The 17,432-nt window shown below is 46.4% G+C and carries 15 protein-coding genes; 2 read left to right on the top strand and 13 right to left on the bottom strand.

Features of this window, described 5'->3' with window-relative positions; translation table 11 throughout:
• Positions 1-43 precede the first annotated feature (43 nt).
• The 4 genes from BQ6873_RS02935 to BQ6873_RS02920 form a co-directional block, all read right to left on the bottom strand.
• Positions 44-598: a 3'-5' exonuclease gene (locus tag BQ6873_RS02935; RefSeq protein ID WP_076591311.1), complete on the bottom strand. Its 555-nt coding sequence runs from the start codon at positions 596-598 to the stop codon at positions 44-46.
• 15 nt (positions 599-613) lie between these two features.
• Complete coding sequence (locus BQ6873_RS02930) at positions 614-2,224, bottom strand: SAVED domain-containing protein (RefSeq protein WP_157889102.1); 1,611 nt, start codon at positions 2,222-2,224, stop codon at positions 614-616.
• A gap of 757 nt (positions 2,225-2,981) precedes the next feature.
• Entirely contained in the window at positions 2,982-3,914 is a 933-nt protein-coding gene (locus BQ6873_RS02925) for a site-specific integrase (RefSeq protein WP_076591309.1), read from the bottom strand.
• 73 nt (positions 3,915-3,987) lie between these two features.
• Positions 3,988-5,100 (bottom strand): hypothetical protein, encoded by a 1,113-nt coding sequence (locus BQ6873_RS02920; RefSeq protein WP_076591308.1) that lies wholly within the window; start codon positions 5,098-5,100, stop codon positions 3,988-3,990.
• Positions 5,101-5,346: 246 nt separating this feature from the next.
• On the opposite strand from BQ6873_RS02920, the gene BQ6873_RS02915 reads away from it, so the two are divergent.
• Positions 5,347-6,360, top strand: a complete 1,014-nt coding sequence (locus BQ6873_RS02915) for a DNA-binding protein (RefSeq protein WP_076591307.1) — start codon at positions 5,347-5,349, stop codon at positions 6,358-6,360.
• Between the two features lies 1 nt (position 6,361).
• Here the strand turns inward: BQ6873_RS02915 and BQ6873_RS02910 are convergent, their stop codons facing one another.
• Both BQ6873_RS02910 and BQ6873_RS02905 read right to left on the bottom strand, forming a co-directional pair.
• A complete protein-coding gene (locus tag BQ6873_RS02910; protein WP_012079613.1) occupies positions 6,362-6,976 on the bottom strand; it encodes a hypothetical protein in 615 nt (204 codons plus the stop codon).
• Positions 6,973-7,644: a winged helix-turn-helix domain-containing protein gene (locus tag BQ6873_RS02905; RefSeq protein ID WP_076591306.1), complete on the bottom strand. Its 672-nt coding sequence runs from the start codon at positions 7,642-7,644 to the stop codon at positions 6,973-6,975. Before BQ6873_RS02905 ends, BQ6873_RS02910 begins: the two co-directional genes overlap by 4 nt.
• A 201-nt stretch (positions 7,645-7,845) precedes the next feature.
• Between BQ6873_RS02905 and BQ6873_RS02900 the strand changes: the two genes are divergently transcribed.
• A complete protein-coding gene (locus BQ6873_RS02900; RefSeq protein WP_012079615.1) occupies positions 7,846-8,160 on the top strand; it encodes a DUF4148 domain-containing protein in 315 nt (104 codons plus the stop codon).
• A 95-nt stretch (positions 8,161-8,255) separates the two neighbouring features.
• Here BQ6873_RS02900 and flgB read toward each other — a convergent pair whose 3' ends face one another.
• From flgB to BQ6873_RS02855, 7 genes are all read right to left on the bottom strand, one after another.
• Positions 8,256-8,681, bottom strand: coding sequence for a flagellar basal body rod protein FlgB (gene flgB, locus BQ6873_RS02895; protein ID WP_012079616.1), 426 nt, complete (start codon positions 8,679-8,681; stop codon positions 8,256-8,258).
• An 11-nt stretch (positions 8,682-8,692) separates the two neighbouring features.
• Positions 8,693-10,318 carry a phosphoethanolamine transferase gene (locus BQ6873_RS02890; protein WP_041296492.1) on the bottom strand — a complete coding sequence of 542 codons (1,626 nt, stop codon included), beginning with the start codon at positions 10,316-10,318 and terminating at the stop codon, positions 8,693-8,695.
• Positions 10,319-10,333: 15 nt separating this feature from the next.
• Positions 10,334-11,380, bottom strand: coding sequence for a glycosyltransferase family 2 protein (locus BQ6873_RS02885; RefSeq protein ID WP_012079618.1), 1,047 nt, complete (start codon positions 11,378-11,380; stop codon positions 10,334-10,336).
• 908 nt (positions 11,381-12,288) lie between these two features.
• Positions 12,289-13,239: a cation diffusion facilitator family transporter gene (locus tag BQ6873_RS02870; protein WP_076591305.1), complete on the bottom strand. Its 951-nt coding sequence runs from the start codon at positions 13,237-13,239 to the stop codon at positions 12,289-12,291.
• 70 nt (positions 13,240-13,309) lie between these two features.
• Complete coding sequence (locus BQ6873_RS18415) at positions 13,310-13,600, bottom strand: double zinc ribbon domain-containing protein (protein ID WP_083664366.1); 291 nt, start codon at positions 13,598-13,600, stop codon at positions 13,310-13,312.
• A gap of 61 nt (positions 13,601-13,661) precedes the next feature.
• Complete coding sequence (locus tag BQ6873_RS02860; RefSeq protein WP_012079621.1) at positions 13,662-14,108, bottom strand: MgtC/SapB family protein; 447 nt, start codon at positions 14,106-14,108, stop codon at positions 13,662-13,664.
• A 95-nt stretch (positions 14,109-14,203) separates the two neighbouring features.
• Positions 14,204-17,428, bottom strand: a complete 3,225-nt coding sequence (locus tag BQ6873_RS02855; protein ID WP_076591303.1) for an efflux RND transporter permease subunit — start codon at positions 17,426-17,428, stop codon at positions 14,204-14,206.
• Positions 17,429-17,432 lie beyond the last annotated feature (4 nt).

Below are 17,432 nucleotides of genomic sequence, written 5' to 3'. Positions count from 1 at the left end.
TAAAAATTCGGTCATGCCGGTTAAGTGAGAATCCGTATCTGCTCTAATTTGATTCTCCCTCTTTCTTGCGAATTAATCGAAACAACTCAGCTTGGTACAACGCGTCTTCTAGCGGATCATGAGTTCCTTTGAGCTTCGGTTTCAAAGCTACGTCCATATTGCTGGATTTGGTGTCGGCCCAGGTGCCATGCGTACTTCCCATGTATAAGGCTTTTATATCCAGGGCGGAAAATCCAAAAGGATTTCTACCCAAATATTTGTGAAAATAGTAATTAATAAACGACCAATCAAAAGCCGCATTGAAGCCAACAAAAATCAGTTTCTCGTCTTGCTTACTTCGACAGCTTTCGAGCCAGTGTTCAAACTGCTGCATAGCTTTGGTCACAGGCAGGCCATTTTTCTCTAAATGCGCGAGCGACAATCCAGTGACCGCTAATGCTTCTGGGTCATGCTTCGGCGAACTTGGTTGAAGTTCACATCTGAATGTTTTTTCCGTTTCGAAAATACTGCAGGCCCCTATGCTTAAAAGGCTGTACTCACCAGGTATAGGGCCGGACGCTTCAACGTCAACGGATATAAAAATTTCCTGAGCTGGCATATCACTCCTTTATCCTCAGCGAAGATTGATCGAGAACCCAGTTGCTGACGCGGCGGGAATTCCGTCCTGCACAGCCCTCCCTGAGATAGAAATTGCCGGATTAAAAGGCTGAGCACGATCAGGCCTGTCATAAATGATGTAGTCTGCGTGGTTGCCTGGTTGCAGAATTTGTCCGAACCGGAATAATGTGCTTGCCGGTGAAACGCCGAAAAGATGCACTCTTTCAGCTCTCAGCACGTCTTGTACTTGCGTGACAACCCGGCGGGCTAGCTTAGTAAATTGAGCTAGATCCTCTGGGTGTGTAATGCATGCTGGATTAGGGCTTTCTGCACGTATCCTTAGCCAAGGCAAAGTACCCGCCTCGATATTGCGCTTTATTGGCTCTGGAAAAGCGTTGAAATCAATGTCTGCAGTCAGTTCCAATGAAACAACGGCGTCAGTCGATCGTGTCGTTGATGAGCCTTTTGTATCGTCGATATAGAAAAATTGTTCTTTCTGTGGCGCAGTGTCAGTAGGCCATTGCCACGATTTTCCACGACTGTATTGAAATACTTCGATCCGCCGCGCCTCACCAATGAGCCTGCCGCATAGAATTAGTATCGGTACGTAGTGCAAAGGAAAAACGCACAACGTTTCAACTTGATCCCCTAATGGATGGGTTGCACCTAATCGGCGCATGAGGCTCCGAAAATCATCTTCATACTCTTTTAATACCCAACGCCAGTAGTCAGACGATAGACGATCATCGCGACTGAAATTGCGGACTAACTGATCAATTTCTGGATTGGGCGACAAACGCTGAGCTAGCATGGCATCACGCATATCACGCAGGTGAAATGGCGTTTTTATATTGCCAATGTCGCCCAATAAGGCGATACCACGCGCATTCGGAAAACGTAATGAATCCAAGACTGCACGAACTTTGGCCACATGCTCAGCACGCATAGCATTGAGGTGTTCACTGGGATGCGCCACTACATCGATTCTATCGACCAATCGATGATGGGCATCACACATCAACATTACATTGTTCGGATCATCTGATAGCGTGTGAGACCAATAAGGGTCACCACGTGGCCCATCTTCATCTGAAGCGACAATATGAGCCAAGTAAGCAGCTGCTGCGGACTTAGTCGTCAAGGAAGTATTGGTTAAGTCCTCTCCGCAACCCCTGTACATACAGCGCCCCGCTGCCTCATGCCAGACCCTACTTTCATCTCGCGACGATAACGACTTTCCCCTGCCCTGAGTAAACAGCGCTTGTCGAACCTTGTGCCAGTTTTGAACACTTGTAGCCGTCATACGGACACCCTGAGTAAGCCAATCAGAGGTCGCAAATGCCGCGGTCAGTAATGTGTCGTAATCGACACCGCTACCAAACAACAGCCTATTTTTGGCACATTGCTTGATTACAGGCAGCGACTCATCACCGACGTCGCCAAAAACAAGTTTTGAATCTGCGGGGTTATTAGTAGCAAAGGCACACAAATGCTTCGCATAGATAAGTGTGATGCACCAACCTGCAAGGCTTTGTTGAGTTAGCCAAGCCGCCAATTTGTGATCAGAGAGCGCAGGATCTGCGAGAATGTTACTGCTCTCCCCAAGCAATGGATTAGATGCGCTCACGTTTGCACCTCAAATAAGACAGGCCATTTTGTATTACATTGTTTTTTGAAAATACGAGCAGAGCAACAATTGAAGGTGCAATCGTCGGAAGCAGAAGAAAAAACTGAACTTGAACGGCCAGAGTAGCCGTGTTTTGAAGGCGGGGAAATATCTCGTGTCATTTGTCACCTCTGAAGAAGTGACGCGAATGAAACAATAAATTGTCTTGGCGGCAATCGGCCAAATGCTGAGGCATAGAAGCCCTTCCGCTGTGCGAAAGCGACTACAAAAATGAGCTGGCTGATCTTGATCAGTAAATGTTGCAAGATAAAAACATTTACATTTAAAAGCTTTACGTCACAGATTTCTCGCTCATATAATGCAGACCGCTTTCAGTACTAAATTGCCAAACAAATTTCTTTCCAGGAGCATTGTTTGGGAGCCATGGTGCTTTGAGTCAAAAGTCGAGGACGTCGAGAGGCGTCTTCGACTTTTTGTTTTCAGCTCGGCAATATTAGCACTCTCTTTATGTGATTGCTAATGGTTTCACTGTTTTTTTTTACAGTGAAAAATTAAATGCGCTTCCTAACGCCATAAAAGACACAATTTAGCTGTTTTTTGGGTAAGTGAGGGGGTGGTGGCTATTTTTTGGCAAATGCGCCCCTTGAGTGGTTATAGTCGATTTTTTGAGGGTGTGTGCATTTCTGCTCCAGCTGAGAGTCGCGTTTTTCGCATTCGGAAAGAGCGTCGCTACCCGCTATAGTGCCCTGATACAGCGTTACGAAGCACTCGAAAGCAGATGATTTCCAAAGGGATCTGCTGCATCTACGTATCTAGCCGCAGACTGCACATCTTTCCATCCCACGTACGACATTAGTGTTTTGATATCCCATCCGCTGGAAATGGCCCAATTTGCAAATCCTCTACGCAAAGAGTGGCTGCTGTAGAGCTCACTTGATACAACGCCGTTCTCAGACAAGATTGAACGCAGAAGCGGTCCTATGCTATCGACATGCATGCCCCGCTCACCTACATGCCCCCACCGATCAATGGCCCGAAAAACAGGTCCGTCTGTCAGTTGCGCCGAATTTTGCCAATCTTGGTAGGCGCTCACAGGGCATAACTTAGCCAACGCAGGCACCTTAAATGGCGTTCCTCGATATTGTCGGTCTCCTTTCGTGTGCGGAAGATAGCAAATCATGCCCTCTCCCGGTACCACGCTAATGCTCTCAACTGCGAGCCTGGTCAGCTCATCAGCACGAAATCCGCGCCAAAATCCGATGAGTAAAAGCGCGTTATTTCGCTTAAGGCGGAGAGATAATGATCGGTCACCCTTTTCTTGAGCCTGCGCGGCGAAAGCACTCAGGGATGTTGCCACTTGCTCTACCTCTGCCAGCAAAAGAGGCTTTGCTTGTTTTTCCTGCGATGGATGCGACGCACGGATACCGCGAAACACATTCCGCACGATCGGCGCTTTCGTTGGATCTGGGAAGCCCTGGTCGATGTGCCACTGGCCTAGTGCCGCCAAACGCTGGCGCAGCGTATTTGCCGATAGCAATTCGGCATGGTCCGCAAGATAACGCGCCACACTGTTCGCAGTTGCAGGTAAAAAACCGCCCCACTCCACTTCGAAGTGCCGAACGGCCGCCTGGTAGCTTTTACGCGTGTTCTCGCGGGTGGCAGCATGGAGATAGTGATCAACGTTGTTCATCACGATAGCTTAGCCGAAAACCTAAGCCAATACTCACGGAATAGGCTATCGCGTGGTCGTCAGTGCAATGTTATTAATTTGGATTGTTTCGACTAAATTTCTCAATTAAATCCAGCCGATGCCTCTGGGCCGCATCTTCTCCGAGTTGTTGGACTTGGCAGCGAAATAGTGGCGCGGATGCAAGCATTAGTGCGGCATAAAAGGTCACGGCCAATGAAAGACTTATTGTCGATATCAATCGTACTTCCCAAAACATGGCTGTAACCACCGACAACATTAGAGCGATAGTAAATCCATAGCCAATCGTGAGCATCGACGGCCTGAGACCTTTTTCAAACTCCATTATCGATGCAGGAACGATCGTCTCTTCGGCCAGCTGCCTATACTGAACTGGCTGCATATCAATGTCGTTAAATCTGCTGTCGGCCGAGTACGCTTTACGGTCGAATGCGTCCAATACCCGCTCCAAAGATGGGTAAGATTCTGGCCAATTTTTTTCTACTTTGACTCCATATGGCTCGAGAATTATTCGAGTTAACTCAGAACTCACCAGGCGTTGTGCGTAACGATCATCAAGAATGGCAAAAGCTACTTGATCAAGATAAATAAGGCGAATTCTTTTTGCATCCGGGTAGTCTTGATCGCTCACCAATGCAGGGATTGGTAAGTCGAGTTTCCGAAATAATGCAACCCGATTTTTGCCCTCTGCAGCCAAGACCAGACCCAGCTTCGGGATATAGGTATAACTGGCAGCGTGCGAACTTCTCTCTTCCACGAGTGCGTTGAATGATGCCCTCACCACCGCATCGTTGTGTTCTTTTGTTTCGCTCTCTGGCGTCCATTTCCAGCTTTCCCCAATTGTTATTTCGGGAGAAACCAACGCCTTGTAATCCGTAGATTCTTTGCTGCGCTCCCGTTGTGAGCGAAAGAATGGCAGCAAGCCATGCGCATAAGAGTATGCATCTATCGTTCCATAAGAATAATGGGCCCCTAGGACTTGACTAACTACAGCGGAGCCTCCTCTCTCTTTGGTAAGGAGATCCAGTAGGGATTTAGTTTTAACCAGTTGCTTCACACCCTCTCCTAGTGCAGTTTCGGAAGGTGTTAGTTGATTGAGCCCATCCGCAATGGCGCCAAATTCTGGAGGCAGGTCTTGAGGCAAAGAAAACGAGTTTGGAGCTTGCATTGTCAGCCTTAAAGGAAGCCGGGTGGTCGCCAATTCACATGAGATCCCGGTACTAGTTAATCGGGGGGGGGTAACTGGTCCATTACACTTCTTTTATTGCCACGCAGCAACTTAAATCAATATCACATCGGATAACCTAGTATTACCCAATCTTAATTTAATTTTGAATGGATGAAATATAGAGGTTAAATTAGTATGTAATTACGTATTACGTAATACATCATCTTATTTTCAAATGGGGAAATTATGGCGCGCTCAGGATTGTTAAAATCGGATGTAAAAAAAGCCCGAGACTCATTATTGGCTCAGCAAATCAATCCCTCTGTCGATGCGGTAAGAGTCGCTCTTGGCAATACTGGATCTAAGACAACCATTCATAAATATCTCAAAGAGTTAGATGATGCAGCTGACCGCCCTGCTCCGTCGATAAGTGAATCTTTATTGGATATCGTGAATCGTTTGGCGGCTCAATTGCAGACCGAAGCCGACTCCAAAATTGAAGAGATTCTTACGCAGAGTGACGAGAAAAATCGCGAACACATCACCGCGATTTCTGAGCTTCAAAACACGGTTGCTGCCCTGCGCAACCAAGTTGGCCAACTTGAGGCTGATCTGTTTCAGGAACAAACATCAAAATCTGGGGTGCTAGAGCTCTACCAGGAAGAGAAGCTTGTTCGGCACGCAGGGGATCAACAGGTTATAAATCTTAAGGAACGCTTACTAGAAAACGAGTCATATCGCGCTTCCTTAGAAGAAAAGCATCGTCACTCGCGCGAGGCGTTGGAGCATTATCGCCAATCGATGAAGGAGCAGCGAGATCAGGATCAACGCCGTCATGAACACCAAGTTCAACAATTGCAGGCTGAAATGCGCCAGTTGCAGCAAAGTCTGATCGTCAAACAGGATGAGGTCACTCGGCTTAATCAAGAAGGTGCGCGACTAGTAACCGACTTATCGCACGCGCAAAAATCTATTTATGAGCTCAAAAACCACGAAAGAGAAACCGAACAAAAAGTAGAAAAATTGCATGAGGCTCTGCAGCGAAACGCGTTGCTTGAACTTCAAATTAGCGAAAAAGACGTGCGCATACAGGAACTAGTGACGCAAGTATCCGATACATTGTTGCAGACAAATGAAGTAGGCAAAGAGGCGCACCGCTTAGAATTAGCCCTGGCCGCATCCAACGCGGCGCTCGTAGCTCAAGAAAAAGCGCATGAACAGATCAGGAAGCACTGGACCCAATCGGTGCACCGTGATTGAGCTAGCCTAGCTTGCGATCGCACGTATAAGCGGCAATCCTCGATGCCACCAGATATCCAAACAAAGCTGCCAATAGCGTTCCGGCAATGGCCGCCTTCCATACGTCTGCTCGATACGAATTCAATAACTCCATGCGATCGGACATAGTTCGCGCCACGATAATGTCGAGTTGCTCACCGTTTTTCAGTTTGGCTTTCACGGCGATCGCGCGCGCAGTTAAGCCGATTGAGGTCAATAGTGATTTGATGAACCTTCGGTCTGCATCCACATTGAGTGGAGGAGAATAAATCTGAGGGAATTTCCCGAGTCCTGCATTTGTATGAAGGACAATATCTCCGCGAGAATCCTTTAGTAAGACAATCAGTTTTTCATGGCTGGTGGATACATCCAAAAAGTAATGTGGATCTTTCCGAATTGAATCAATTGTCTCCGCCTCTTCCGCAATGTGTCGCATCAATCCAATCTTCCCAACCAATTCTTGGTCATCACGTGATTCAAGTTCACTTGATAGTGTGAGGTACAAATAAGTCCCAACACCGGCGAAAATGAGAATCGACACCATAAAGAATAGAAATCCAAACCGTGTAGTTAAAGACATTCTTCGCAGGACATTCATTTTTTGTCCTCTAGTACATATCCCATACCTCGGACTGTTCGGATCAATTGCTGAGGATAATGGTCATCCAACTTCGCCCTTAGACGACACACTGCAACATCAACGACGTTTGTATCACCATCAAAATCAGCACCCCACACTTGCGCGGCAATGAGTGATCGAGAAAGAGCTTCTCCGGAGCGCTTCGCCAAAAGATGGAGCAATGAAAATTGTTTTCTGGTCAGATCTATATACCGCCCATTTCGCAACACACAACGTTTAGAAACATCAATCAGTATGTCGGAAATCTCGATTATCTTTGGCTCCTGCTCACATTCTCTTCGCAATAAAATTCTTACACGCTCCATGAGTTCCATGAACGAAAATGACTTAATCATATAATCATCAACACCAAGCTTTGCGTCACTTACTTGATTATCCATCGCCTCACGTGCAGTGAGAAAAAGCAAGGGGGCATCATGAGCCGCTCTCAGCTCCAACAGTAATTTCCAACCGTTGAGATGAGGTTTCTTTACGTCTAAAACGATCAGATCATATGCTCCACGAAGTGCTCTTGTCAGACCATTACTTCCCGCTTTTACGCAATCAACAATAAACCCTGCATCCTTCAAACCATGGTGCATGGTTTCACCTGGCTTTATTTCGTCTTCTACAAATAAAATTTTCATAGGCCCTTTCCATACGAGTGAATAGCGATCGTCTGGTGATTGACTGTTGGCACGTCATTACAAATTTGTAATGGCGCTGTCATGTTTCTGTGCGCAACCATTTTCTAAAATCTATACATCGATAAGTTGAATGACTCCCTAGGAAAAACAATTTATCGCAGACGTTTTACGAATTTACTTAACTTACTTTGGGAGAAAAAAATGAAATCAAAAATCAAAAATTCCATTTTTGTCATTGCTACTTCACTTGCTTCGGCAGCATTCTTTTCGCAAACGGCAACCGCCGGTGAATCTGGCTATCCTGTGCTTCAATCAATATCTGAAAAGACCACTGCCCAAGTGAAAGAAGAGCTCCGCAAAGCGAAAGAGTCAGGCGAGCTATCGACCTCAGACAGCGCTTACCCGATTCTGGAGTCAGCAGAAGCTCCAAAAACACGATCCGAAGTAAAGGCGGAGCTGAAACAGGCTAGAACTAGCGAAGAGCTGCGCAAATTCGAACAAATATACGGTGGCTAGACATCTCCGTTTGACATGCAAAACCTGGCCCTTTAGGGCCATTTTTTTAGTCGATCATCGTTGAGCAATGCCTCAATAAAATCCAATAAATGTCCCTATGTTAGATTTTTGAAAAGATCACTTAATTCTTTGTATGTACTAACTGCCTGTTCCATTGCGAACTCATAGCGGATTGCAGTAGTAGTAAATACCGCTCTTTCCGTATCAAGCTCAACGGTATTGCCATCGACACTCTGCTGATAGGGAGTGCGATACAAAAGCTTGGGCAATACATCATTCACTGCAGACGATTGTGGCAAAGTGCCTTTTGGCACAATCTTGTCTGGTGCTGCCAGCGCTCGATTTAGGGCTGTCTTAAAGTCGATGTCTCGTGCTTTATAGTTTGGCGTATCCGCATTAGCTATATTCGAAGCGACAACCTCCAATCGCTTGCTGAACAATCGTACCGATGTCTCCCAGAAACGATCATCAGAACTCTGATTTCCAATAGGTATGTGACCTTTGTTTGTAACGTTGTCCATTCAATCGCTCCTTATAAACGACGGCATTGTTTCAACATGTCCAGCTTTGGTGTGTAGACGGCATTTTCAATTTCTGTCATGCCAAGAACTGTGTGATAAATGTTGTCATGGCTAAACGCCTTGGTTTGTAATGACTTCACGCAATCGGAATCAACCGACATCCTGTTGCGATACCCTTCCGACATCCACAACAACAGTGGAATGTTTTTCTGAACATCTGGCGCAAAGAAATACGGTGCTCCGTGCAGGAATAATCCATTTTCACCAAGAGACTCACCGTGGTCGGATACATAGAGAAAAGCAGTGTCGTATCTGTCTGACAGATCACGAAGCATGGTGATCATTTGGCTGAGAACGTGATCCGTATAAAGAATGGTGTTGTCGTAGGCGTTATGTATCTCGTCTAAAGAACAAGCGCCTAGATCAGTGGTTCGACATGTCGGTTTGAATATCTCGAAAGATGCGGGATAGCGACGCCAATACGCTGGTCCGTGACTTCCAATGTTATGCAAGACAAGCAGTTGATCTGTCGATTTTTTTGTAATGGACTCGGACAATCCGGCAAGTAAAACTTCATCGTGACAGTAATCCTGTCCACACAATGATGGTGCCATCGCAGGTTGCATAGCCACAGTTTGAACTCTGGCACAAATTCCTTTACAGCCGCTGTTATTGTCACGCCACTCTACAGCGACTCCGTTTTTCGACAACGTATCAAGTAGGTTTGTCCTACTACGTTCCTTAGCAACATCGAATTCATCTCTTCCTGATCCGGAAAAAATACAAGGCAACGAAACAGCTGTAGACGTTCCGCAGCTCTTCATGTCCGTAAAGCGATAGAGATCGTTGATCGCGCTAAGTTGCGGGTTCGTTTGGCGTGAATGCCCCATTAGCTGGAAATCGGCTGCTCTGGCCGTCTCTCCAATAACAAGGAAAATGAGCAATGGCTTCGAACTGGAGGTTGTAATCACACGATGTGTATTTCCATCGATATCCGTTAAAGCGGTATCTAATGGTCGGACTTCATGGCGAGCATAATTCCAAGCGGCGTACATCAGATTGCCTGGATTCATCATGTATCGTACTGACTTTTGCTCTCTAACAAATGTGGCAAATTTCCCTGATTGAGGAAGTATCGCCAGAAGTACAAAGATGGCTCCAAGCCAAATAAATACGATCCGTTGAAGGGCGTACCTTCGAAATGAAATGGGCTGGAATTTAATTTTCCAAAGTATCCAGGATGGAGCAAAACCGAATACCAAAATGTACGCAAGAAGACGCACATTGAACAAACCAAATGCTTCTGTGGAGTCTGTTTGCGCGACATTGCGAAACATGTCCAAGTCGATGCCAATGCCAAAATTATCGACGAAATAAGCGCTGGAAGAAGCCAATATAATTAAGATTACGCCTAGTAATCTCATTGCAGTACGGCCTGGAATTAGCAAAAGCAAGACAGCGTACAACCAGGTAAAAAGCAAAGACAATGCAAAAATGAAGGCCACCCCGGAAAATCCCGATAACGACATATTTTTGACTAGTGTTGTCCAAAACTGCCAGTTACAAAGGCCGACTAAGATAATAGCGGTCGCCGATGCAAATAGAATGTCTGGATAGGACTTAAGTAATTTGTTCACGGGTGTATGTGGTGCTCAATGTTTATTCGCCGACATGACGGATTCTTTATAGGAAGCGATCACAGGATTTGTGCCATCTTCAGGTTGAGATGGCGGCTCATATTGCTCCAGCAGATAGAGGGGACGTCGCTTACTCTCTATAAATAGGCGCCCTAGGTACTCACCGATAATTCCAATCGCCATCAACTGCAGTCCACCTAAAATCATCACGGTGACAATCAACGTTGGAAATCCCCTCACCGACTCACCGATGAGCAGTGTCTTTATCAAAAAGTACAGGGCATAAAGAAATGCCATGCCAGAAAACAGCAAACCTAGATAGGTTGCGATTTTTAACGGGGCGACCGAAAAGCCAGTAATTCCCTCGAGTGCAAAGTTCCAAAGCCGCCAATAACGCCATTTGGTGGTGCCGGCAGCACGTGCATCACGGTCGTAATCAAGTGTCACATGTCTATAACCGACCCAGGCAAACAGGCCTTTCATAAAGCGATTTCGTTCTTCTAGGAGATTGAGAGCGTCTACGGCGCGTCTGCTCAATAGGCGAAAATCGCCGACATCTGCGGGAACTGGCACGTCACTTAAGCGATTGATAACCCGATAGAAGGCGTGAGCAGTCGCCTTTTTGAGCCATGACTCGCCACTGCGGAAACGTCTGCGCATGTTCACAATGTCCGCACCGCCTAACCATGCTGCGAGCATCTCTGGAATCAGCTCCGGAGGATCTTGAAGGTCCGCATCGATAATGATCACGGCATCGCCAGTTGCCAAACGCAAACCGGCGCTCATGGCCTCTTCTTTCCCGAAATTTCTAGTGAATCGAGCTACCCCAATCTTTGGATTAGCTAAGCGCAGCTGCGTCAATAGAAAATGTGATTTGTCTGTACTGCCATCATCTACGTAGATAATTTCGCAATCTTGATGAAGGCCTGAAAGTGCATTTTTTAAGCGTTCATGAAATATAGGCAAAACACTTTCTTCATTAAACAGAGGAACAATCACGGACAATTTGTATGAAGAAGTCTTGACTTCATCAAAACGAGAGATCGAATATAGTTTTTCCATCGCACTTCTCTTTGCGTTAACAACAAATTGCAGGCATGCACGGACGGTGAATAAATGATGGATCATTCATTCATTTGAAAACTCGTCTAGCAAAACCTAAACAAGAGTGTTCGAACGCAGCGACTTAAAGCGGCTGCGAAACCTCTTAGCAAGATGTATTTTTTATTAAAAGTGAACTGACAGCTCGCTACGGAAAAGTGGCGAGCTGTTAGATTGCGAGAGAAGTGAATCGAGGGGGACGAAAAGGTGCGTCAAATGACGCAAGAGGAATGGCCGTAAAGTGGAGGTATGTCTTTATGATCGTCGAGATAGGAACAAACGAAATTTTTTGTTCTGTTCCTAAAAAGAACTGTAAATGGTTTGCTGCATGAAGTAATTCGTGCTCGACTGCTAATGAGCTGGTGGCACTAATATCATTGGGTGACTCAACATCATGTAATGCAACATAATCTGCCGTCGCTCGATCGGGAATGACATTTACGTTGTGTTCGAGATCATGAGTAAGCCAGTTCGAATGATTACTCCATATGCCAACGTTGGTCATAAATGCAAATATGACCAACGTTGCCAATGCGAAGTATTTCGAAAATGATATACCCATGATTTCGTAATCTAATGCCTCTACAGGCGTTCTGAAAGAAAGAATAACACTTAAATATAGGTCCAATAAATTAGCACATGCTAATTTTTCTTACGCAATTTACGCCTTTTCCTCGGAGTTTTGTGTTGTTTTTCATTTCGTTGTTTAGAAGATTTCGTCCCCGAACGACCAAACCAAATCAATGCACCAAAAATGATCGCGGCGATGATTATCGATACGCCAATAAGCGTATTGGCCAAATCCATCGGCACCCATTTATTTTCTACAAACATAATTTGTATGCAAATTGAATCAATGCATTAATGGATCAGCTTGATTTTTCTGGGGGATGATCTTTTTCAGAATCACCAGGTGGCCCAAATGTATGATCGTTCGTCGCTTGATCACATGCTTCTGCTTCCATCTGTATTGTTGTATGGTGAATTTCCCATTGCTCGGCCAGTGTCGTTTGAATTTCCGTCAACAAGCGGTCTCTGTTAAAGGCCTCGAGATCGCCAACGACATGCATGGTCAAACTAATTTTCCCGCTAGTAATGGACCAAACGTGCAAGTCGTGAATACTTCGGACGCCTGCAATATCGGACACCGATTTGCGCAATTTTTCTAGATCTATATGTTCAGGCACCCCCTCCAGCAGGACATTTATACCTTCCCTTAATAGAATCCATGTTCTTGGAAGAACCCAAAATCCGATTCCGACCGCAATTACTGAATCAACCCATGTCCATCCAGTGAATCGGATGATCAACGCACCAGCAATAACGCCCACCGAGCCCAACATATCGCTCCAGACCTCAAGATAGGCTCCCTTAATATTGAGACTTGCATCCTTGCCTGAGCTCAGCAATTTCATACTGATCAGATTAATGATCAGTCCCAGAGACGCAATAATCAGCATCCCCATCGATTGGATTTCTATCGGTGACTTAAAGCGGCGATATGCTTCGTAGAGAATGTACATGGCCACGAAAAACAGCATGATCGCGTTGAATGACGCAGCTAATATTTCGAAGCGATGATAGCCAAACGTGCGTCGTGAGTCGGCAGCACGTTTGGCTATTTGAATCGCTATCAGCGCAATAGCTAGTGCGCTGGCATCCGTCAGCATGTGTGCGGCATCAGACAGCAATGCCAGGCTTCCTGTTACCAACCCGCCTATTACTTCAGCGACCAGAAAAGTTGACGTTAATACGAACGCTATCAACAGATACTTCTGATTCTGCCCTTTTGGTAGTGCATGGTTATGACCGGCGCTCATGAGATTCCTCAAATAGATTATCTGTCTCGTTGAATATACGTTTAACGTGCAACCTTCCAGCCAACTCTTGTCAACGTTCCTTGCCACACTTTCCGCAGAATTTCATTCCCTGAGCCATATCTGCATTACATCCCGTACATTTATGTGGAGTCATCGACGTGCCGCATTGTTGGCAAAACCGGGCGGCACTGCTATTTGAACTGCCACACGCATTGCACGGAGTCGATGGTGCTGCCGTGGGCTGTGATCTACCCCAGTTTTCGTCCTGATTTCTCGGATAAGAATTGTCATATCGACCGTGATGACCACCGCCATCCCGACGATGATGTCCGCCACCTAAAAGTCGTTCAAAGATGCCCATGATGTTTTCCTTTTTCCTTTGTTAACTGCCATAAGATACAAATCAACTTTCCACTACCAGACTACTCAGTTTCATTTTTAGACCTGCATTTACTGCGCGTAAAACGTTTCCATCCAGGGAAATGGTGAAGCACTAACATGCCATAGATGAGTGCAGTAGTTAGTATTGCGAGCACATACATACCGAACGCACTTGCCATACCCACAGATGCGGTCGCCCATAAGGTAGCTGCTGTCGTTAGTCCTTCTATTCTTCCTCGAACTTGGAGAATCACGCCTGCGCCAAGGAAGCCGATTCCACTCACAACTTGTGCAGCAATCCTGGTTGGCTCGCCATTAACGACATGAAGCGAGATAAGACTAAATGCACAAGAGCCGATCGAAATAGCCATACAAGTACGCACGCCTGCATCGCTTCCTTGACGCTCTCGATCAAGGCCAATGATTGCGCCTAACAGACCTGAAAGCACGATCCTGGCGGCAAATAGCAATTCCATTTTCCAGTCCACATTAGTCCTCTTCTTAGTACTAATACGTTCGTACTATTCAATACCTTCTTGAATAGGGGCGTCGGAGCATACTTAGCCCCGACACCCACCCTCACCTAGATACTTTTAGAGCTTAAATTGCCCCATTTTTTCCAGAATGCGAGTTTTTGCATGAAACTTGGTTGTGCGTTTTCCGAATCGGCAGGCCCTTCCTCGTCTCGGCTATGCGCCATTTTGTACAGCAATGGCAACACCAATAAGGTCAATATCGTCGAAGAAATAATTCCGCCGATCACGACAGTGGCGAGTGGTCGCTGAACTTCTGCGCCAGTACCCGTTGCCAGCGCCATCGGCACAAAACCTAGGGACGCAACCAACGCCGTCATCAATACTGGCCGCAGTCGTGTTAATGCGCCCTCGTGTATTGCGACATCAAGCGTTCTGCCCTCTTCTCGCAAACTTCGGATAAATGAAATCATCACCAGACCGTTAAGAACGGCGACACCTGAAAGCGCGATAAAGCCGATCCCCGCCGAAATTGAAAGAGGAATGTCTCGCAGCCAAAGCGCTGCGATGCCACCGGTTAGTGCGAAAGGAACGCCGGTGAAGACAAGCATCCCGTCCTTGGCATTTCCAAACATAACGAAGAGCAGCAGGAATACCAACAATAGAGCAATTGGCACAACGATCTGCAGACGTTTTGTGGCGGATTCCAGTTGCTCAAACGTGCCGCCCCAACTGATCCAGTTGCCTGAAGGTATTTTGACGGTCTCTTGAATTTTCTTCTGAGCGTCCATTACGAACGAACCGATATCACGTCCCCGCACATTGGCTGTCACAATAACGAGACGTTTCCCATTCTCGCGACTTACCTGATTAGGACCTGGTGCGAGGTTGAGGTCTGCAACTTCGCCGAGCTGCGTATAGCCAACCTGACCTGGCGTAGCACCTTCAGCAATAGGCAAACGAATCGGTATGCGCTTTATAGAGTCAATATCGTTACGTAAGTCATCAGGCAAACGAACAAGGATGTCGAATCGGCGATCACCTTGAAACAAGATCCCGGCCTCTCGACCGCCCACAGCAATAGAAAGAGCGTCCTGAATATCTGAGACGTTAATTCCAAGTCTTGCGGCCTTATCCCTATCGATCTGAACTGTGAGCATAGGCAAGCCAGTAGTTTGTTCTACTTTTACGTCAGCAGAACCTGACACACTAGATAGTGCGTCTGAAATCTGATCTGCAGTGGCATTCATGACGTCCATGTTGTCACCAAATACTTTCACGGCAACATCGGCACGTACACCTGAAATCAGCTCATTGAAACGCATTTGGATCGGCTGGGTAAACTCATAGTTATTGCCCGGAACAGCGGCTACGACCTTCTGCATAGCCGTGACTAACTCTTCTTTGGTGCGTTTCGGAGAAGGCCATTCAGATTCAGGTTTCAAAATAATGAAAGTGTCGGCGACATTCGGCGGCATCGGATCTGTCGCAATTTCTGCCGTACCAATCTTGGCGAAAACGCGTTTTACTTCAGGGAAAGTTCGAAGATTGCGCTCGAGTTCCTTCTGCATTTCAATCGATTGCGTCAAACTGGTCCCAGGTATCCGCATCGCTTGCAGAGCAATATCGCCCTCATTGAGGCTCGGGATGAATTCACTTCCCATACGTGTCAACAACAAGCCACAAAGCACTACCGCAACGCCAACAGTTGTAAGAACGAGCGGTTTCCTATCCATGACCCAATCCAGCATCGGTTCATAGCGACGTTTGGACCAGCCAATCAGACGATTCTCTTTTTCAGAAACTTTGTCACCGATGAGAAGCGCCACAGCCGCGGGGATAAAGGTAAGCGAAAGAATCATCGCGCCAAATAAGGCCACCACCACCGTAAATGCCATCGGATGGAACATTTTCCCCTCGACCCCTGATAGGGCAAAGATCGGGAGATACACAACCATGATGATCAGTTGCCCGAAAATCAGTGGACGACGCGCTTCTTTTGAAGCTTCAAAGACTTCGTGGAAGCGTTCGTTTCGTGTCAAAGACCTTCCAGCGTGCGCTTGGGCGTGTGATAGCCGCCTAATACAGTTTTCTACGATAACAACGGCACCATCAATGATGATTCCGAAATCTAGCGCCCCCAGACTCATAAGATTGGCGCTTACCTTGTTATTGACCATGCCGGTGAATGTAAAAAGCATGGCCAATGGAATTACCATCGCGGTAATAATTGCAGCGCGAATGTTGCCTAAGAAAAGAAAGAGAATCGCGATGACAAGTAATGCCCCCTCCATCAAATTCTTTTTAACTGTTGCAATTGCCTTATCAACTAAAACCGTGCGGTCATAGACAGTAGCCGCCACCACACCTTCCGGTAATGTGCGGCGAATTTCTTCCATTTTTTTGTCTACGGCTTCAGCCACCGAACGGCTATTTTCACCAATCAGCATGAACACTGTACCTAAGACTATTTCACGAGAATTTTCTATGGCAGCACCTGTTCTCAATTGAGAACCGAGCATAACTTCAGCGACATCCTTGATTCGCACAGGAATACTCTGTTTAGTACCGATGACAATATTTGAAATATCGTTCAAGTCAGTTACCTGTCCTGGAGCTCTAATCAAGTACTGTTCGCCACGTTTCTCAATGTAACCGGCACCGACGTTGTTGTTATTGCGCTCCAGGGCTGTAACTAAATCCGCTAAGGAGAGCCCGTAAGACATCAATTTCCCGGGGTATGGTGCGACTTGAAATTCCTTTGCGTTGCCGCCAATAGTATTAATTTCTGTGACGCCAGGGACATTACGTAATTGCGGTTTGATAATCCAGTCCTGGATCTCTTTCAGATCGGTCGGCGTGTAGGGCTTTCCATCCGGTTTCAATGCACCTTCTTCAGCCTCGACTGTCCACATATAGATTTCACCGAGGCCAGTCGAAATTGGGCCTAGCGCAGGGACAACACCTGGAGGCAACTTATCTTTTGCTTCTTGAATTCGTTCGTTGACCAGTTGTCGAGCAAAATAGATGTCGGTCCCTTCCTTAAAGATGACCGTTACTTGGGACAGGCCATACCGCGAAATGGAGCGCGTTTGCTCCAATTTAGGCAGACCTGCCATAACGGTTTCGATTGGATAGGTAATCCGTTGTTCAGACTCCAATGGGGAATAGCCTGGAGCGCTGGTGTTAATCTGAACCTGGACATTGGTGATGTCTGGTACAGCATCGATAGGCAGTTTCTGGTAACTATAGATACCAAATGCTGCAATACCTAATGTCATTAACATGACCAGCCATCGCTGGTCGATGGCAAAGCGAATGATTTTCTCAAACATGAAT

It is taken from the genome of Herminiimonas arsenitoxidans (genome assembly GCF_900130075.1).
GTDB classification, from domain to species: Bacteria; Pseudomonadota; Gammaproteobacteria; order Burkholderiales; family Burkholderiaceae_D; genus Oxalicibacterium; species Oxalicibacterium arsenitoxidans.
Note: the sequence above shows the minus strand (reverse complement) of the source record. Positions and strands in the feature narration are given on the sequence as shown.

Excerpts from the sequence above, each read along its gene's own strand:
- BQ6873_RS02870 (WP_076591305.1), bottom strand. The coding sequence starts at position 13,239 with ATGAGCGCCGGTCATAACCATGCACTACCAAAAGGGCAGAATCAGAAG.
- BQ6873_RS02855 (WP_076591303.1), bottom strand. The coding sequence starts at position 17,428 with ATGTTTGAGAAAATCATTCGCTTTGCCATCGACCAGCGATGGCTGGTC.
- BQ6873_RS02925 (WP_076591309.1), bottom strand. The coding sequence starts at position 3,914 with ATGAACAACGTTGATCACTATCTCCATGCTGCCACCCGCGAGAACACG.
- BQ6873_RS02910 (WP_012079613.1), bottom strand. The coding sequence starts at position 6,976 with ATGAATGTCCTGCGAAGAATGTCTTTAACTACACGGTTTGGATTTCTA.
- BQ6873_RS18415 (WP_083664366.1), bottom strand. The coding sequence starts at position 13,600 with ATGGGCATCTTTGAACGACTTTTAGGTGGCGGACATCATCGTCGGGAT.
- flgB (WP_012079616.1), bottom strand. The coding sequence starts at position 8,681 with ATGGACAACGTTACAAACAAAGGTCACATACCTATTGGAAATCAGAGT.
- BQ6873_RS02915 (WP_076591307.1), top strand. The coding sequence starts at position 5,347 with ATGGCGCGCTCAGGATTGTTAAAATCGGATGTAAAAAAAGCCCGAGAC.
- BQ6873_RS02885 (WP_012079618.1), bottom strand. The coding sequence starts at position 11,380 with ATGGAAAAACTATATTCGATCTCTCGTTTTGATGAAGTCAAGACTTCT.
- BQ6873_RS02920 (WP_076591308.1), bottom strand. The coding sequence starts at position 5,100 with ATGCAAGCTCCAAACTCGTTTTCTTTGCCTCAAGACCTGCCTCCAGAA.
- BQ6873_RS02900 (WP_012079615.1), top strand. The coding sequence starts at position 7,846 with ATGAAATCAAAAATCAAAAATTCCATTTTTGTCATTGCTACTTCACTT.
- BQ6873_RS02905 (WP_076591306.1), bottom strand. The coding sequence starts at position 7,644 with ATGAAAATTTTATTTGTAGAAGACGAAATAAAGCCAGGTGAAACCATG.
- BQ6873_RS02935 (WP_076591311.1), bottom strand. The coding sequence starts at position 598 with ATGCCAGCTCAGGAAATTTTTATATCCGTTGACGTTGAAGCGTCCGGC.